This window comes from Mycobacterium sp. TH-M103 (genome assembly GCF_057473785.1).
This window is the reverse complement of record NZ_JBYCLG010000227.1, coordinates 1-15512: the sequence shown is the minus strand read 5'-3', so window position 1 is coordinate 15512 and position 15512 is coordinate 1. Positions and strand designations below refer to the sequence as shown.

The 15512-nt window shown below is 69.5% G+C and carries 12 protein-coding genes and 1 pseudogene; 9 read left to right on the top strand and 4 right to left on the bottom strand.

All coding sequences use genetic code 11. The features are described from left to right. Nucleotides 1-62 precede the first annotated feature (62 nt). On the bottom strand, nucleotides 63-1979 hold the full coding sequence (locus AC2VOR_RS13245) for a PE family protein (RefSeq protein ID WP_486963924.1): 1917 nt from the start codon (nucleotides 1977-1979) through the stop codon (nucleotides 63-65). 1136 nt (nucleotides 1980-3115) lie between these two features. Here AC2VOR_RS13245 and AC2VOR_RS13240 point away from each other — a divergent pair. The 4 genes and pseudogenes from AC2VOR_RS13240 to AC2VOR_RS13225 all read left to right on the top strand — a co-directional run bounded on the left by AC2VOR_RS13240 (nucleotide 3116) and on the right by AC2VOR_RS13225 (nucleotide 7627). Beyond that, nucleotides 3116-4243: a ferredoxin reductase gene (locus tag AC2VOR_RS13240; RefSeq protein ID WP_369741497.1), complete on the top strand. Its 1128-nt coding sequence runs from the start codon at nucleotides 3116-3118 to the stop codon at nucleotides 4241-4243. Between the two features lie 10 nt (nucleotides 4244-4253). Beyond that, nucleotides 4254-5480 (top strand): fatty acid desaturase family protein, encoded by a 1227-nt coding sequence (locus AC2VOR_RS13235; RefSeq protein WP_369737703.1) that lies wholly within the window; start codon nucleotides 4254-4256, stop codon nucleotides 5478-5480. 119 nt (nucleotides 5481-5599) lie between these two features. Next, nucleotides 5600-6463 (top strand): annotated as a pseudogene (locus AC2VOR_RS13230) (siderophore-interacting protein); the annotation flags it as partial. An 87-nt stretch (nucleotides 6464-6550) separates the two neighbouring features. Next, nucleotides 6551-7627, top strand: a complete 1077-nt coding sequence (locus AC2VOR_RS13225; RefSeq protein ID WP_486963923.1) for a phosphotransferase family protein — start codon at nucleotides 6551-6553, stop codon at nucleotides 7625-7627. A gap of 4 nt (nucleotides 7628-7631) precedes the next feature. On the opposite strand, the gene AC2VOR_RS13220 is transcribed toward AC2VOR_RS13225, so the two are convergent. From AC2VOR_RS13220 to AC2VOR_RS13210, 3 genes are read right to left on the bottom strand one after another with little or no spacing between them, the layout of a single operon-like run. Continuing rightward, on the bottom strand, nucleotides 7632-8060 hold the full coding sequence (locus tag AC2VOR_RS13220) for a pyridoxamine 5'-phosphate oxidase family protein (protein ID WP_369737705.1): 429 nt from the start codon (nucleotides 8058-8060) through the stop codon (nucleotides 7632-7634). Between the two features lie 48 nt (nucleotides 8061-8108). Continuing rightward, on the bottom strand, nucleotides 8109-8930 hold the full coding sequence (locus AC2VOR_RS13215; RefSeq protein ID WP_486963922.1) for a mycofactocin-coupled SDR family oxidoreductase: 822 nt from the start codon (nucleotides 8928-8930) through the stop codon (nucleotides 8109-8111). Next, nucleotides 8927-10099: an acyl-CoA dehydrogenase family protein gene (locus tag AC2VOR_RS13210; RefSeq protein WP_369737706.1), complete on the bottom strand. Its 1173-nt coding sequence runs from the start codon at nucleotides 10097-10099 to the stop codon at nucleotides 8927-8929. Before AC2VOR_RS13210 ends, AC2VOR_RS13215 begins: the two co-directional genes overlap by 4 nt. 123 nt (nucleotides 10100-10222) lie before the next feature. Here AC2VOR_RS13210 and fabG point away from each other — a divergent pair, with 123 nt between their 5' ends. The 5 genes from fabG (at nucleotide 10223) to AC2VOR_RS13185 (ending at nucleotide 15386) form a co-directional block, all read left to right on the top strand. Further along, nucleotides 10223-10975 (top strand): 3-oxoacyl-ACP reductase FabG, encoded by a 753-nt coding sequence (fabG, locus tag AC2VOR_RS13205; protein ID WP_369741498.1) that lies wholly within the window; start codon nucleotides 10223-10225, stop codon nucleotides 10973-10975. An 84-nt stretch (nucleotides 10976-11059) separates the two neighbouring features. Continuing rightward, nucleotides 11060-12277: an acetyl-CoA C-acetyltransferase gene (locus AC2VOR_RS13200; protein WP_369737708.1), complete on the top strand. Its 1218-nt coding sequence runs from the start codon at nucleotides 11060-11062 to the stop codon at nucleotides 12275-12277. Continuing rightward, nucleotides 12274-13470 carry a CoA transferase gene (locus tag AC2VOR_RS13195; protein WP_369737709.1) on the top strand — a complete coding sequence of 399 codons (1197 nt, stop codon included), beginning with the start codon at nucleotides 12274-12276 and terminating at the stop codon, nucleotides 13468-13470. Before AC2VOR_RS13200 ends, AC2VOR_RS13195 begins: the two co-directional genes overlap by 4 nt. A gap of 22 nt (nucleotides 13471-13492) precedes the next feature. Then, entirely contained in the window at nucleotides 13493-14686 is a 1194-nt protein-coding gene (locus tag AC2VOR_RS13190) for an acyl-CoA dehydrogenase family protein (protein ID WP_369737710.1), read from the top strand. Between the two features lie 4 nt (nucleotides 14687-14690). Beyond that, entirely contained in the window at nucleotides 14691-15386 is a 696-nt protein-coding gene (locus AC2VOR_RS13185; protein ID WP_369737711.1) for a GntR family transcriptional regulator, read from the top strand. Nucleotides 15387-15512 lie beyond the last annotated feature (126 nt).

Genomic DNA, 15512 nt, shown 5'->3' with positions numbered 1-15512 from the left:
AGGGTTCGAGTCCCTCCGCCCGCACCGACGCCGTGGAGGCCTTCGCCAGCTGATGCCGGGCGCTATTGGCCCGTGCCGCCGGTGCCGCCGGTGGCGGTGCCTTCGCCGGCAGTGACGACCGCGGCGCTGCCACCGCCGCCACCGCCGCCCGAGCCGGGTTGCCCTAGCTGAACGCCGCCGCCTTGGCCGGGAGTGCCACCGCCGCTTCCGGTGCCGCTGCTACCGGGAGTGGCGGGGGAGGTGAGTCCGGTGCCGCCGGTGCCGCCGGTGCCGCCGGGGATCGCGTTGGCAGCGCCCCCGGTGCCGCCGTCGCCACCGTTCAGCAGGCCGGTGCCGCCACCACCGCCACCGCCGCCGGCGGCGTCGACGGCGGTGCTTGCGGTCGCACTGACGGTGCCACCGGTGCCGCCGGTGCCGCCTTGGTTGGAACCGCCGAGCGCACTGCCGCCGGTGCCGCCCGTCCCGCCCGTGATCGAGGCGACACCGACGTTGACGGCGCCCCCGCCGCCCCCGCCAGCACCGTCACCGCCAAGAGTTAACCGGTTGTGGCCGCCTAGGCCGCCTCCGCCGCCGGTGCTGGCGACGTCGACGCCGCCGCCGGGATTGAGTATCTCGGCCCGGCCGCCCGTACCACCGGCGCCGCCGCTTCCGCCGTGGGCACCGACACCGCCGGCGCCGCCGCCTCCGCCGCCCCCGCCGGCGATGGCGCCGCTGGTGGCGGTGAGGACGCCTCCTCCGCCGTCGCCTCCGGCGCCTCCGGTGCCGCCGGTGAAGCCGGCGCCACCGACGCCGCCGTTGCCTCCGGTGCCGCCGACGGCGCCGATGAAGCCGGCGGCGCCGCCGTTGCCTCCGGTGCCGCCGTCGCCGCCGGTGCCGAGGGCGCCCCCGCTGCCGCCGGTGCCCCCGGTGCCGCCGTCGCCGTTGCCGGCCCCGGCGATGCCGGCCGCGCCGCCGTCGCCGCCGTCGCCGCCGGTGCCGCCGATGGAACCCGCGCCGCCGTGCCCGCCGTTGCCGCCGTTGCCGCTGACTGCGCCGGAAAAGCTGGTGCTGCCGCCGGTGCCACCGTTGCCGCCGTTGCCGCCGGTTGCGTTGGCGCCCACGCTGCCGCCCAACGAGCCGGCTCCGCCGCCGCCGGCCCCGCCGTTACCACCGACGCCGCCGTTACCGCCGTTGCCGGCGGTGCCGGTTCCGCCGGTCCCGCCGTTACCTCCGCCGCCGCCCTCGCCGCCGGCCCCGCCGGCGCCCAACAGCCCGCCGGTTCCGCCGGACCCGCCCACACCACCGGTGCCGCCGTTACCGCCGACGGCGCCTGAGCCGGCCGCGGCCGCGCCGCCGTCCCCGCCGATCCCGCCGACCCCGCCCACCCCGCCGGCGCCGAACAGTAGCCCGCCGGTCCCGCCGGCCCCACCGGCCCCACCGGTCCCGCCGGCCTGGCCCATGCCGCCGGTGGTGCCCGCACCGCCTTGACCGCCGCTACCGCCGTTGCCGAACAGGAAGGCCGATCCGCCGGCACCGCCGGGCTGCCCGGCCGCACCGGACCCGCCATTTCCGCCATTGCCGAAAAGCCAGCCACCCGGCCCACCGGCCTGCCCCGTGCCCGACGCCCCGCTGGTGCCGTCGCCGAACAGCGGCCGCCCGAAGACCTGAAACTGCCCGGCAGTCTGGGCGGCACTCGTCAAGGCCTGCAGGGGATTGGCGCTGGCTGCCTCCGCGGTCACATACGCCCCATCCGCGCCGCTCAGTGCCCGCACGAACTGGGCGTGAAACGCTGCCGCCTGCGCGCTGAGCGCCTGAAAGTGCTGGCCGTGGCCGGAGAACAGCGACGCTACCGCCGCCGAGACCTCATCCTCGGCCGCGGCCACCACCCCGGTCGTGGGGGCCGCCGCCACCGTATGCGCAGCGGTCACAGCCGAGCCGATCGTGGACAATTCCGTCGCCGCCGAAGTCAAGAACTCCGGGGCCACCGCCAGATAGGACATCGCCACCTCTAGTCAGGTCGTTGTCGTCACCACATTAGTGAGGTCGTCAGCACATCTGGGTGAATCCGATGAATGTGACAGGCGCCGGGGAAAATGCGCGGGCTGGCGGCTACGAAAAGGGTCGACGTCCCAGGCGTCGCGGTTTGGCTTGACGGTGTTCATTCGCCGTGACGGGTTTGCGTGTAAGCGTCGCTGAGAAATGTGCTTGTCGCGACCCGATCCGCTACCGAACGTCGGTGCTGCGTTCGCGGCCGAGAAAGCAAAGCAGTGCGCCGGCAAACGGCTACGCCAATGCACTTCGGGCAGAGAAATTCGGCGTCAACATACAAGTGCATTCAATCGCAGTCGTCTCCTTCTGCAGCCGAGCCAATTTTCCGGCTCTGGCTGTGGAGTGCTCGGCTGGCTGTCCTCATACCTCCCGGCGGCAGGCCGCCCGAAACGGGTGCGAACCCGGAGGTTTCACTCGCCGGCTTTGCGGGCACGCGGCGTTTTGACCCGGACGAGCCGCACCAGCAGGGCGAGGCGCCGTGGCCACCGGACCCGAGCCGCCGGCATCGGACGATTTCGTCGCCGCCGAGGCCGCCGAACTTGCCGAACGCAGGGCGGCCGCGTGCCCCGAACGCGCCGCGTACGCGGGGCTGTCGCCCGCTGAGAGCTTCGAGGCCTCCGCGCGTGCGCACGAGCAGGTGGCGCGGGTGCACGACCACACCGTCGGCCAAGGCGCATCAGATTCGGCTGTGCATCTGGAGTCGGCAACCCGGCATCGCACCGCGGCGGCCGAAGACCGCGCTGGGCGCGCGCGAGCGGCAGGAGCCCGAGGCCGACCTTCCCTCCCCGCCCGAACCATTCCCCGGGTAGACCGGAGCGCAGCGAAGACGGACCCGTGCGGTCCGGCGGCGGCCCGGGGCCCGGGGCGCCGGCTCGGTGAGCACCGGTCACCCCGGCTGCCCGCTGGCGACGACCGTGGTGACTGGACGCCGAATTCCCCGTGGGCCAGGGCATCGTTGCCGCCCGCCGCCCGAGCTCCGCCAGTTCCCAGCGAACAAGTGTTTAGTGAAAGCGGCGGCCGGGAAGCCGGTCAGGAACCGTGGTTCAACCGACTCGCGGCAACCCCGATCAGACCTCAGGAACAAAAAATGGGTTCAACGCTTCGCACCCTCGCACGATGGAGCACGGCGCCCGCCAGAGGCGTGCAGACCGCCAGATCCTGGGTCAACGTGCCCCGTGGACTGGCGGCCCGGGCGACCACCCCGCTGCTGCCCGACGACTACCTCAAGATGCTCAACCCGCTGTGGTCGGCGCGCGAATTGCGCGGCCTCATCGTCGACGTGCGTCCGGAGACCGCCGATTCGGCGACCGTGACGATCAAACCGGGCTGGGGCTTCTCAGGTCGGTACACGGCGGGCCAGTATGTGGGCATCGGGGTGCGGATCGACGGTCGGTGGCACTGGCGCTCCTACTCGTTGACGTCGATCCCGCGGCGCGACAACAAGAACATCACCATCACCGTCAAGGCCACGCCGGAGGGCTTCCTGTCGAGTCACCTGGTCAACGGCGTCAAACCGGGCACCATCGTGCGGCTCGCGGCGCCGAAAGGGGACTTCAGGCTGCCCAACCCGCCGCCGGCCAAGATTTTGTTCATCACCGCAGGCAGCGGCATCACCCCCGTGATGGCGATGTTGCGCACGCTGAAGTCTCGCCGGCAGCAGGCTGACATCGTGCACATCCACTCGGCTCCGGGTGCCGATGCGGTGATCTTTCACGACGAGTTGCGCGAGCTCGAAACCAGCCAGAACGATTACCGACTTTACCTGCAGCTCACCGAGACTCAAGGCCATTTCGACTTCGGCGAGCTCGCCGACATAGTCCCCGACTGGCGGGAGCGACCGGCGTGGGTGTGCGGCCCGTCCGCCCTGCTGGACACCGCCGAAGAAGTGTGGAAGAGCGCGGGCCTGGGCGACCAGATCCACATGGAGCGCTTCACCATCGCCGCTACCGACAAGGGCGGGGAAGGCGGCACGGTCACCTTCTCGATTTCGGACAAAAGCATCGAAATCGACGGCGCCACATCGATTTTGGAAGCTGGTGAAAAGGTCGGAATCCAGATGCCGTTCGGGTGCCGGATGGGGATCTGCCAGACCTGTGTGCTTCCGCTGGAGGCCGGCCATGTCCGCGATGTTCGTTCCGGGACCGAACACCGCGAAGGGGACCGCATTCAAACGTGCATCTCGACCGCGTCGGGCAGCTGCACCATCAAGATTTGAGGGGTAACCGATGGCAATCACCGATATCAAGGAATACGCCCACCTCACAACCGAAGACGTCGAGCAGCTGGCACGGGAGCTCGATGCCATCCGCACCGACATCGAGGAGTCGCGGGGCGAGAGCGACTCGCGCTACATCCGCCGGGCGATCCAGCTGCAGCGGGGGCTGGCCGCCGGCGGGCGAATCGTCTTGTTCGCCAGCCACAACAAGCTCGCGTGGCTCACCGGGACGGCGATGCTGGCGTCCGCCAAGATCATCGAGAACATGGAGCTTGGGCACAACATCATCCACGGCCAGTGGGACTGGATGAACGACCCGGAGATCCATTCCACGGAGTGGGAGTGGGACACCACCTGCCCCAGCGTGCAGTGGAAGCACTCCCACAACTACATCCACCACAAGTACACCAACATCGTCGGCCTCGATGGCGATGTCGGTTACGGGATCATGCGCGTCACCCGCGACGAGCCGTGGGAGCCCTGGATGCTGGGCAACCCGATCAACAACCTCCTGCTGGGCCTGCTCTTCCAATACGGCGTCGCCCTGCACCACATCGAGACGGCCAAGATCCGCAAGAAGGAGAAGACCTGGGCCGAGGCGCGCAAGGACCTGCGCGTCATCGGCAAGAAGGTGCTCAAGCAGGAGGGCAAGGACTACCTGATCTTCCCCGCGCTGACCGGGCCGAACTGGAAACGCACCATGAAGGCCAACATGGTCGCCAACCTGATCCGCAACGTCTGGGCCTACGGGGTGATCTTCTGCGGCCACTTCCCCGACGGCGCCGAGAAATTCACTGTCGAGGAGTTCGAGAACGAGACGCGCGGGGAGTGGTATCTGCGCCAGATGCTGGGGTCGGCGAACTTCAACGCCGGTCCGCTGATGGCGTTCATGAGCGGCAACCTGTGCTACCAGATCGAGCACCATCTCTTCCCCGACTTGCCCAGCAACCGGTACGCGGAGATCGCCGTGCGGGTGCGCGAGCTGTGCGACAAGTACGACCTGCCCTACACGACGGGGTCCCTGGGCCGCCAGTACTGGCAGTCGTTCTGGACGATCTTCAAGCTGGCCCTGCCCGACAAGCTGCTCAGAGCCAGTCCCGACGACGCCCCGGAAACCCGTTCGGAACTGAAATTCCGTGTCCGCGAAGGGCTGCGGGACAGCTTCGTCGATCCCGCCACCGGCAAGCGGCGCGGGCTGCGCAGCGCGCTGCGCGAACTTCAGGGGCGCGCGGCCTGACCGAACCGGGCCCGTCGCCCCGGCTTGACCTTTGGTAAGGCAACCCTTAGTTTTGGGTAACTTACCGAATCGGAGCGTGGTGTCTTGGCAGAGATCGGCGCGGCGGGGGAGCACCGCTGATGGCGCGCGGGTTCCAGGGTGTGGTGTTGCGGGTCTTCGGCGCACGCGACCACGCGGCAACGGTGACCGAGACCGTGCGCATCGCCCCGCACTGCGTCCGGGTACGCATGGTGTCGCCGACGCTGTTCGACGACGCCGTGCCCGAACCCGCCGCGTGGCTGCGCTTCTGGTTTCCAGACCCGGACGGGTCCGACACCGAGTTCCAGCGCGCATACACGATCTCGGAGGCGGACGTGGCCGGGGGTCGCTTCGCGGTCGATGTCGTGTTGCACGACCCGGCCGGGCCGGCTTCGTCGTGGGCGCGCACGGTCGAGCCGGGCGCGACGATCGCGGTCATGTCGCTGATGGGGTCGTCGCGTTTCGAGGCGCCCGCGCAGCGGCCGGCCGGTTATCTGCTGATCGGTGACTCGGCGTCGATTCCGGGCATCAACGGGATCATCGGGACGGTGCCCGACGACGTCCCGATCGAGACCTACCTCGAGCAGCACGACGAGGACGACACCCTGATCCCGCTGGCGCGGCATCCGCGCTCACGGGTGCACTGGGTCGCCCGCCGCGACGCGAAGTCGCTGGCCGAGGCGATCGAGACGCGGGACTGGTCGGGCTGGTATGCCTGGGCGACGCCGGAGGCCACGACGCTCAAACACGTGCGCCACCGGCTGCGGGAGGAGTTCGGCTTCCACAAGTCCGGGATCCACGCCCAGGCCTACTGGAGCGCCGGTCGCGCGATGGGCACCCGGCGCGGTGAAAGCGCCGCCGCACCAGAGGGATCGGTGGTGCCGCCGTCGGACCCGGCGCCGGCGCCGGTGTCCCCGGACAAGTGGCGCGCCCAGGTCGCCGACCGGTTGCGTGCGCCGCTGCGGCGGCGGTGAAGCCCGGCGCACCGCAACTCTTGCCGTATGCCTTACAGTTTGTCAGTCCGATCGAGCCGGTTTCACGGAGGCATGTGCATGAGTGCGGTGGTGTCGATCCCGCGGTATCCCGGCGACGTGACACCCGAATGGCTGTCCGCCGCGCTCAGCCGGCGCGGCAGCGTGGTCGAGATCGCCGGCGTGGAGGTGGTGGCCATCGGCACCGGACAGACCGGCGCCACCTATCGGGTCAAGGCCCGGTACGCGACGGATCCCGGCGGCCTGCCCGATACGTTCGTCATCAAATTGCCGGCCCAGGACGACACCGTGCGCGACCGGGTCACCGTCGGCTATCGCAGCGAGTGCGCGTTCTATGCCGGGGTGGCCGACCGGGTCCGGGTTCCGACACCGCAGTGTTTCTACTGCGAGATCACCGACGATGCAATGGATTACGCGCTGTTGCTTGCCGATCAGGCGCCCGCGGTGCAGGGCGATCAGCTCGCCGGCTGCGGTGAGCAGGAGGCGCGGCTGGCGGTGGCGGCGCTGGCCGGCTTGCACGGCCCCAGCTGGTGCGACCCGGTGTGGCTGGATTTTCCGGGCATCGCGTTCGCGCGTCCCGACGAAGCCGGCGCGAAGGGGCTCGGCGAGGTGGCGAAGATGAGCCTCGACATCACCCTGGCGAAGCTCGGCGACCGGATGAGCGCCACGGACCGCGAGACCTTCACCGCGACAATGGGGCTGGTGACGCCCTGGCTGCTCACCGAGTACGACCGGTTCGCCTTGCTGCACGGTGACTACCGACTGGACAACATGCTGTTCGATCCCGATCGCAGCCGGGTGAGCGTGGTGGACTGGCAGACGCTGGGGGTGGGACTTCCCGCCAGGGACCTCGCCTACTTCACCGCCACCAGCCTGGATTCGCAACTGCGGTCGGCGATCGAGAACGATCTCGTCGACGACTACCATCGCGCGCTTCTGGAACACGGTGTCAGCGGCTACGAGCGCGAAACGTGCTGGCGCGACTACCGGCTCGGGGTGCCGCAGGCCCTGCTGATCTCGGCGCTGGGATTCGCGTTCGCGGCCGCCACCGACCGCGGCGACGACATGGTGCTGACGATGCTCGCCCGCGGCTGCCAGGCCGTGCGCGACCTGGGAACGCTGGACCTGATCGGCTGAGGACTCAGAACTCGTCGGAGAAGTCGGCGCTGAGCCAGCGGTCGGGCCGGATGGTGAACAAGACCTCCTCGACGTCCTGCATGCTGCGCAGGAAGGCGCGGCCGCCCTCTTCGCCGAGGTAGCGAATGGCGATGGCTTCCTGAAGGTCCCTCGGGGCCGGCTTGGTGGTGTCCACGACGGTGCCCTCCACCACCACGTATTGGTAGGGCAACTCCTCGCGCTGAACCACCAGCGTCACCGCACCCGCCCGCTCGATGAGCCGGGCCTTGCGGCTGGACGCGCCGGTCATGATCCGCACGTCGCCGCCGGGGCTGTAGTCGTACCAGATCGGGACGCTGGCCGGCGGGCGGCCGTCGCCGGCATCGACGGAGAGCACGGCGATGTGCGTTGCGGCAAGGAAGTCCTGGCGTTCGGTGTCGCTGAAGCTTTTCATGCCGACTGCAAGCACCGATCCGTGCCGGCTATTCCCGGCCCGCGAAGTTCAGTACTGGGTCGAACCCTGGTCCACCGGGATCCGGGCGGCGGTGACGTTGCGCGATTCGTCACTGGCCAGCCAGCACACCGTGTCGGCGATGTCCTCGGGTTCGGCGACCCAATTCGGCAGGAACGGCGTCAGCATGTTGGACAGCTGCGGGTTGGTCTCCATGGCCTTGCCGATGGCCGCGACCATGTCCCCGGATCCCATGGGCGTGTTCACCGGGCCCGGGTGCACGCTGTTGACCCGGATCGAGTGCTTGCCCAACTCGGCGGCGAAGGCGCGGGCCATCCCGGTGACGGCGTGCTTGCTGGTGGTGTAGTGCACCATGAACGGCTGCAGCTTCAGGCCTGCCGCGGAGCTGATGAGGATGATCGAGCCGCCGCGCCCGCCCGCGATGATCTTGTCCGCGCCTGCCATCACTGTGTTCCAGGTGCCGGTGACGTTGATGTCCATGACGTCGCGGAAGGTTTCGGGGGTGATTTCGTCCCAGGCCTGCGGGGCCGAGACCCCGGCGTTGGCAACGATGACGTCGAGGCGTCCGAGCGCGGCGACGCCGTCGTCGACGGCTTTGCGCAGCCCCGCGAAGTCGCGGGTGTCGACGACGGTGGCGACGATCCTGCGGTTCGTCTCCTCGACGAGGCGAACCGTTTCGGCGAGGTCCTCGGGCGTGGCCGGGTCGTAGGGCACGCACGACGGGAGCTTGCCGGCGATGTCGACGGCGATGACGTCGGCGCCCTCGGCGGCCATACGGACGGCGTGCGCCCGCCCCTGGCCGCGTGCGGCGCCGGTGACGAAGGCGACCTTCCCGGCGAGCCGTCCGCTCACCGCTGCGCCGCCCTGATCAGGTTGGAGCCGATGATCAGCCGCTGGATCTCGCTGGTGCCCTCATAGAGTCGCAGCAGCCGCACGTCGCGGTAGATGCGCTCCACGGGCACCCCGCGCATGTAGCCGCTGCCGCCGTGGATCTGCACCGCGAGATCGGCGACCTTGCCGGCGGTCTCGGTGCAGAAGAGTTTGGCTGCCGACGGCGCGACCCGGCGGTCCTCGCCGGTGACCCACAGCCGCGCGGCCTCACGCGCCAGCGCGCGCCCGGCCAGCACCCCGGCCTGCTGGTCGGCGAGCATCGCCTGCACCAACTGGAAGCTGCCTATCGGCGCCCCGCCCTGGGTCGCGGTGGCGGCGTAGGCCACCGACTCGTCGAGCGCGCGCTGGGCTGCGCCCATGGCCAGTGCGGCGATGTGGACCCGGCCACGCGCCAAAGAGGTCATCGCCGCGCGGTAGCCGATGTCCTCGCTGCCGCCGATCAGCGCGTCGGGCCCTACCCGCACGTCGGCGAAGCCGACGTCGGCGGTCCACGCGCCCTCCTGGCCCATCTTGGCGTCCTTGGCGCCCACCTCGACGCCCGCGGCGTCCGCGGGGACCAGGAACACCGCGATCCCGGGGCCCTGATCGTCGGCCGGCCGGGTGCGCGCGAACACCACGAACAGGTCGGCGACGGGCGCGTTGGTGATAAAGCGCTTTTGCCCCGAGATGACCCAGTTGTCTTCGTCGCGAACGGCGTTGGTCTTCAGTCCGGCGGGGTTGGACCCGGCGCCGGGCTCGGTCAGGGCGAAGGATGCGACGACATCGCCGGTCGCCATCGGCTCGAGCCAGCGCTCCTTTTGCGTGTCGGTGCCGAAGCTGACGAGCACCTGCCCGGCGATGCCGTTGTTGGTGCCGAACATCGAGCGCAGCGCCAGCGAGGTGTAGCCCAATTCCATTGCCAGTTCGACGTCTTGGGCCAGGTTCAACCCCAGCCCGCCCCACTGCTGGGGAATCGCGTAACCGAACAACCCCATCTTGGCGGCCTGCTCGCGGAGGTCGTCGGGTACCCGATCGTCGGCCAGGATCTCCTGTTCGCGCGGTACCACCGCGGTGCGGACGAACTGACGGGTCTGGGCGAGGATCTCCTGGAAGTCCTCGTCGGAGACTTCGGGAACTTCGGCGGTTGTCATTCGGCAGACGCTCCTCACTCGGTGGGGAAACCCCAGGGGCGGGTAAAATCCTATATGAAATATGATATTCGAAATGGTGTGCCCCCGGACCGGGAGCGGAAACAGGGAAGGACGCGTGATCCGGTGTCGTTGCTGAGCGGTCAAACTGCGGTGATCACAGGTGGTGCGCAGGGGTTGGGCTTCGCCATCGCCGAACGCTTCGTGGCCGAGGGCGCGCGCGTGGTGCTCGGCGACGTGAACCTCGAGACCACCGAGGCCGCGGCGAAACAGCTTGGCGGCGAAGACCTTTCAATGCCACGGGCGCTGGCGGTCCGCTGCGACGTGACCAAGGCGGCCGAGGTCGAGGCTCTGGTCCAGACCGCGGTCGAGCGTTTCGGCGGCCTGGACATCATGGTCAACAACGCCGGCATCACCCGCGACGCGACGATGCGCAAGATGACCGAGGAGCAGTTCGACCAGGTCATCGCCGTGCACCTGAAGGGCACCTGGAACGGGATCCGGGCCGCGGCGGCGATCATGCGGGAACAAAAGCGGGGATCGATCATCAACATGTCGTCGGTGTCGGGCAAGGTCGGCATGATCGGACAGACCAACTACTCGGCGGCCAAGGCGGGCATCGTCGGGATGACCAAGGCCGCAGCCAAGGAGCTCGCCTACCTGGGTGTACGGGTCAATGTCATCGCCCCCGGCCTGATCCGTTCGGCCATGACGGAGGCTATGCCGCAACATATTTGGGACCAGAAGGAGGCCGAGGTGCCGCTGGGCCGCGCCGGGGAGCCCAGCGAGGTCGCCGGTGTCGCGCTGTTCCTGGCCTCTGACTTGTCGTCGTACATGACCGGCACCGTGATGGAAGTGACCGGCGGCCGCCACATATGAGTTTTCTCAGCGCGAGCAGACGCAAAGTCACCCAATTCGTGCCGAACTGGCGCGATTTCGCCTCTGCTCGGCAAAGGAGTGGGCATGCGTGAGACAGTCATCTGCGAACCCGTGCGGACGCCGATCGGCCGCTACGGGGGAATCTTCAAGTCCCAGAGCGCCGTCGACCTCGGTGTCGCCGCACTCAAGGGCCTCCTGGGGCGGACCGGGCTGGCGCCCGACGCGGTCCAGGACGTGATCCTCGGGCACTGCTATCCCACCAGCGACGCCCCGGCGATCGGGCGCGTGGTGGCGCTGGACTCGGGCCTGTCGGTGACGGTCCCCGGCATGCAGGTGGACCGGCGCTGCGGGTCGGGCCTGCAGGCGGTGATCCAGGCGTGCCTGCAGGTGGGCAGCGGCGACCACGACCTGGTGATCGCCGGCGGCTGTGAGTCGATGAGCAACGTCGCCTTCTATTCCACCGACATGCGCTGGGGCGGCGCCCGGGGCGGCGTCCAGGTGCACGACGGGCTGGCGCGCGGCCGCACTACCGCCGGCGGCCGCCACTACCCGGTCCCGGGCGGGATGCTCGAGACCGCGGAGAACCTGCGGCGCCGGTACGGCATCTCACGCCGGGAGCAGGACGAGCTCGCGGTGCGCTCGCACCAGCGGGCCGTCGCCGCGCAAAAGAACGGAATCCTCGCCGAGGAGATCGTTCCGGTGCCGGTGCGCACCCGCCAGGGGGAGGAGTTGGTCCACACCGACGAGCACCCGCGCGCCGACACCTCGGTGGAGTCGCTGGGCAAGCTCAAACCCGTTCTGCTGGATCAGGATCCGGATGCCACCGTCACCGCCGGCAACGCCAGTGGTCAGAACGATGCGGCATCGATGTGCGTGGTGACCACCCGGGAGAAAGCCGAGGAACACTGCCTGAGGCCGCTGGTGCGCCTGGTCTCCTGGGGGTCGGCCGGCGTGCCGCCCGACGTCATGGGCATCGGACCGGTGCCCGCCACCGAGGCCGCGCTCGCCAGGGCCGGCCTGACGCTCGCCGACATCGACCTCATCGAGCTCAACGAAGCCTTCGCCGCCCAGGCGCTTGCGGTCATGCGGGAATGGGATTTCGGCGAGTCCGACCACGACCGGACCAACGTGCACGGCTCGGGGATCTCGCTGGGCCATCCCGTCGGCGCGACCGGCGTCAGGATGCTGGCCACGCTGGCGCGCGAACTGGACCGCCGCGAGGCTCGCTACGGGCTGGAGACGATGTGCATCGGCGGCGGGCAGGGGCTGGCCGCGGTCTTCGAACGGGTCGCGTCGGCATGAGCGGGCTGCCCCTCGACGGGCTCACCGTGGTGGAGGTGTCCAGCTTCGTGGCCGCGCCGCTGTGCGGCATGACGCTGGGACAGCTTGGCGCGCAGGTGATCCGGATCGACCCCGTCGGCGGCGCGTCGGATGCGCGGCGCTGGCCGCTGGCGGCCGATGGCACGTCGATCTACTGGACCGGTCTGAACAAGGGCAAGCGCTCGGCCACCATCGACCTGCGGTCCGCCGAGGGCCAGGAGCTGGTCCAGCGCCTGATCGTCGAGGGTGACGGCATCGTGGTCACCAACGCCGCCGGGCTGGCGTGGCTCGGCCACGACGTGTTGGCCTCCCGGCGCCCCGACGTCATCCACGTCCAGCTGCTCGGCCGCGGCGACGGCTCCACGGCGGTGGATTACACCGTCAACGCCGGCATCGGCTACCCGCTCGTCACCGGTCCGGCCGACCACGCCGGCCCGATCAACCACGTGCTGCCGGCCTGGGACGTGTGCTGCGGCCTGTACGCCGCGCTGGGCGTTGTCACCGCCGTGCGCCGCCGCGACCAGTGCGGTGCGGGCGCGCGGATCACCCTCGCGCTCGAGGACGTCGCGTTGGCCACTGCGGGCAACCTCGGGTTGTTGACCGAGCCGCAGGTCACCGGGACGCAGCGCGAGCGCCTGGGCAACGCCATCTATGGCCAGTACGGCCAGGACTTCACCAGCCGCGACGGCGCCACCTTCATGGTGGTGACGTTGACGGGCAGGCACTTTCGCGATTTGGTCGCAGTGACGGGCACCGGAGACGCGGTGGCGGCGCTGGCCGGGGCGCTGGGGGTGGACTTCGCCGATGAGGGGGACCGCTACCGCTACCGCGACGTACTCTCGGGCCTGTTCGCCGTCTGGTTCGCCGAGCACACCGCCGACGAGATCACCGCCGCGTTGGCGGACACCACCGTGCTCGTCGAGCGGTACCGCACCTTCGCGCAGGCCGCGGCCAGCCCGAAAGTGACCGCCAATCCGTTGTTCTCGCGGCTGGATCAACCGGGCGTCGGGGAGTATCTTGCCCCCGGCCTGCCGGCCGCCTTCGACGGGACCCACCCGGCCGGGGCGCCGGCCCCCGCGCTGGGGCAGGACACCGCCGCCGTCCTCGCCGAGCGCCTGGGCCTGAGCGCTGCCGATATCGACCGCCTGGCCGACGCCAACACGATCGCCCGCTGAGCCCGCCGAAAGAGAGAAGCGCATGACCAAACTCGCCCAGACTCTCGGCCTGACCGAATTCCAGACCGAGATCATCGCCACGGTGCGGCAATTCGTCGAGAAGGAAGTCATTCCCCACGCCGCCGAACTCGAACGCGGCGACACCTATCCCCAGGACATCGTCGACCAGATGCGCGAGATGGGCCTGTTCGGCCTGATGATCCCGCAGGAGTACGGCGGGCTGGGCGAGTCGCTGCTGACCTACGCGCTGTGCGTCGAGGAGTTGGCCCGCGGCTGGATGAGCGTGTCGGGGGTGCTCAACACCCACTTCATCGTGGCGTACATGTTGCGCCAGCACGGCACCGACGCCCAGAAGCGGAAACATCTGCCGCGCATGGCGACCGGCGATTCGCGCGGTTCGTTCTCGATGTCCGAGCCGGAGCTCGGTTCCGATGTCGCCGCGATACGCACTCGCGCGCAACGCAACCCGGACGGCGACTACACCATCAACGGCCAGAAGATGTGGCTCACCAACGGGGCCAGCTCGACGCTGATCGCCGTGCTCGTGCGCACCGACGAGGGCGCTGGCAAGCCGCACCGCAACCTGACCGCGTTTCTTGTCGAGAAGCCCACCGGGTTCGGCGAGACCGTGCCGGGACTGGTGATTCCGGGCAAGATCGACAAACTGGGCTACAAGGGCATCGACACCACCGAACTGATCTTCGACGGGTACCGGGCTAGTGCCGACGACATCCTGGGCGGCACGCCGGGCCAGGGGTTCTTCCAGATGATGGACGGCATCGAAGTCGGCCGGGTCAACGTGTCGGCGCGCGCCTGCGGTGTCGGTATCCGCGCCTTCGAGCTCGCCGTGCGCTATGCCCAGCAGCGGCACACCTTCGGCAAGCCGATCGCCGAGCACCAGGCCATCGCCTTCCAGCTCGCCGAGATGGCCACCAAAGTCGAGGCGGCGCACCTGATGATGGTCAACGCCGCGCGGCTCAAGGACTCCGGGGAGCGCAACGACGTCGCCGCCGGCATGGCCAAATACCTTGCCAGCGAATACTGCACCGAGGTCACCCAGCAAAGCTTCCGCATCCACGGCGGCTACGGCTACTCCAAGGAGTACGAGATCGAGCGCCTGATGCGCGACGCACCCTTCCTGCTCATCGGCGAGGGGACCAGCGAGATCCAGAAGTCGATCATCAGCAAGCGACTGCTCGCCGACTATCGGGTGTGAGACGGTGACCGTCCCCGATTTCGCCGCCCGGCCGCAACTTTCCGACGACGTCGCGCGCCTGGTCCGCGGCCGGATCTTCGACGGCACCTACGCAGCGGGCGCCTACATCCGTCTGGACCAGTTGGCCGCGGAATTGGGGATCAGTGTCACCCCGGTGCGCGAAGCGCTGTTCGCCCTGCGCGCCGAAGGCCTGATCGACCAACAGCCCCGCCGGGGATTCGTGGTGTTACCGGTCACCGGGCAAGATGTAACCGACGTCGCGAACGTCCAGGCGCACGTCGGCGGGGAACTGGCCGCCAGGGCCGCCACCGACATCACCGCGGACCAACTGGGCGAGCTGAAGCAGATCCAGGCCCAGCTGGAGGACGCCTACGCCCGCGACGACCACGAGGCGGCCGTCCGCCTCAATCACGAGTTCCACCGGGCCATCAACGTCGCCGCGGATTCCCCGAAACTCGCCCAGCTGATGTCGCTGGTCACCCGCTACGCACCCGAGTCGGTTTTCCCGACGATCGAGGGCTGGCCGGAACGGTCGATGAAGGACCATCGGCGGATCCTTTCCGCGCTCGAGTCGCACGACGGCGAGAGGGCGCGCGCGGCGATGTCGGAACACCTCGCCGTCGGTGCGGGGCCGCTGATCGACCACCTCGTGGCGCGCGGGGTGGTCGTCGAGGCGCGCCCTCCGGCGTCCCCGAGCTAACCCACCCGTTGTTGCTGGACCCGCGCGGGCCTAAGTGGTCTTGCCCGTTAATTCGTCGGGGGTTGTTGCCATGCGGTGGGGTCGCCGAGGTAGAGGCCACAGGCGCAGTCGAGGGCTTCTTCGGGA

Bases quoted from the DNA above. Each gene is read 5' to 3' on its own strand.
- AC2VOR_RS13210 (WP_369737706.1), bottom strand. From the start codon at position 10,099: ATGACAACCGCCGAAGTTCCCGAAGTCTCCGACGAGGACTTCCAGGAG.
- AC2VOR_RS13190 (WP_369737710.1), top strand. From the start codon at position 13,493: ATGACCAAACTCGCCCAGACTCTCGGCCTGACCGAATTCCAGACCGAG.
- AC2VOR_RS13200 (WP_369737708.1), top strand. From the start codon at position 11,060: ATGCGTGAGACAGTCATCTGCGAACCCGTGCGGACGCCGATCGGCCGC.
- AC2VOR_RS13235 (WP_369737703.1), top strand. From the start codon at position 4,254: ATGGCAATCACCGATATCAAGGAATACGCCCACCTCACAACCGAAGAC.
- AC2VOR_RS13240 (WP_369741497.1), top strand. From the start codon at position 3,116: ATGGGTTCAACGCTTCGCACCCTCGCACGATGGAGCACGGCGCCCGCC.
- AC2VOR_RS13220 (WP_369737705.1), bottom strand. From the start codon at position 8,060: ATGAAAAGCTTCAGCGACACCGAACGCCAGGACTTCCTTGCCGCAACG.
- AC2VOR_RS13225 (WP_486963923.1), top strand. From the start codon at position 6,551: ATGAGTGCGGTGGTGTCGATCCCGCGGTATCCCGGCGACGTGACACCC.
- AC2VOR_RS13195 (WP_369737709.1), top strand. From the start codon at position 12,274: ATGAGCGGGCTGCCCCTCGACGGGCTCACCGTGGTGGAGGTGTCCAGC.
- AC2VOR_RS13245 (WP_486963924.1), bottom strand. From the start codon at position 1,979: ATGTCCTATCTGGCGGTGGCCCCGGAGTTCTTGACTTCGGCGGCGACG.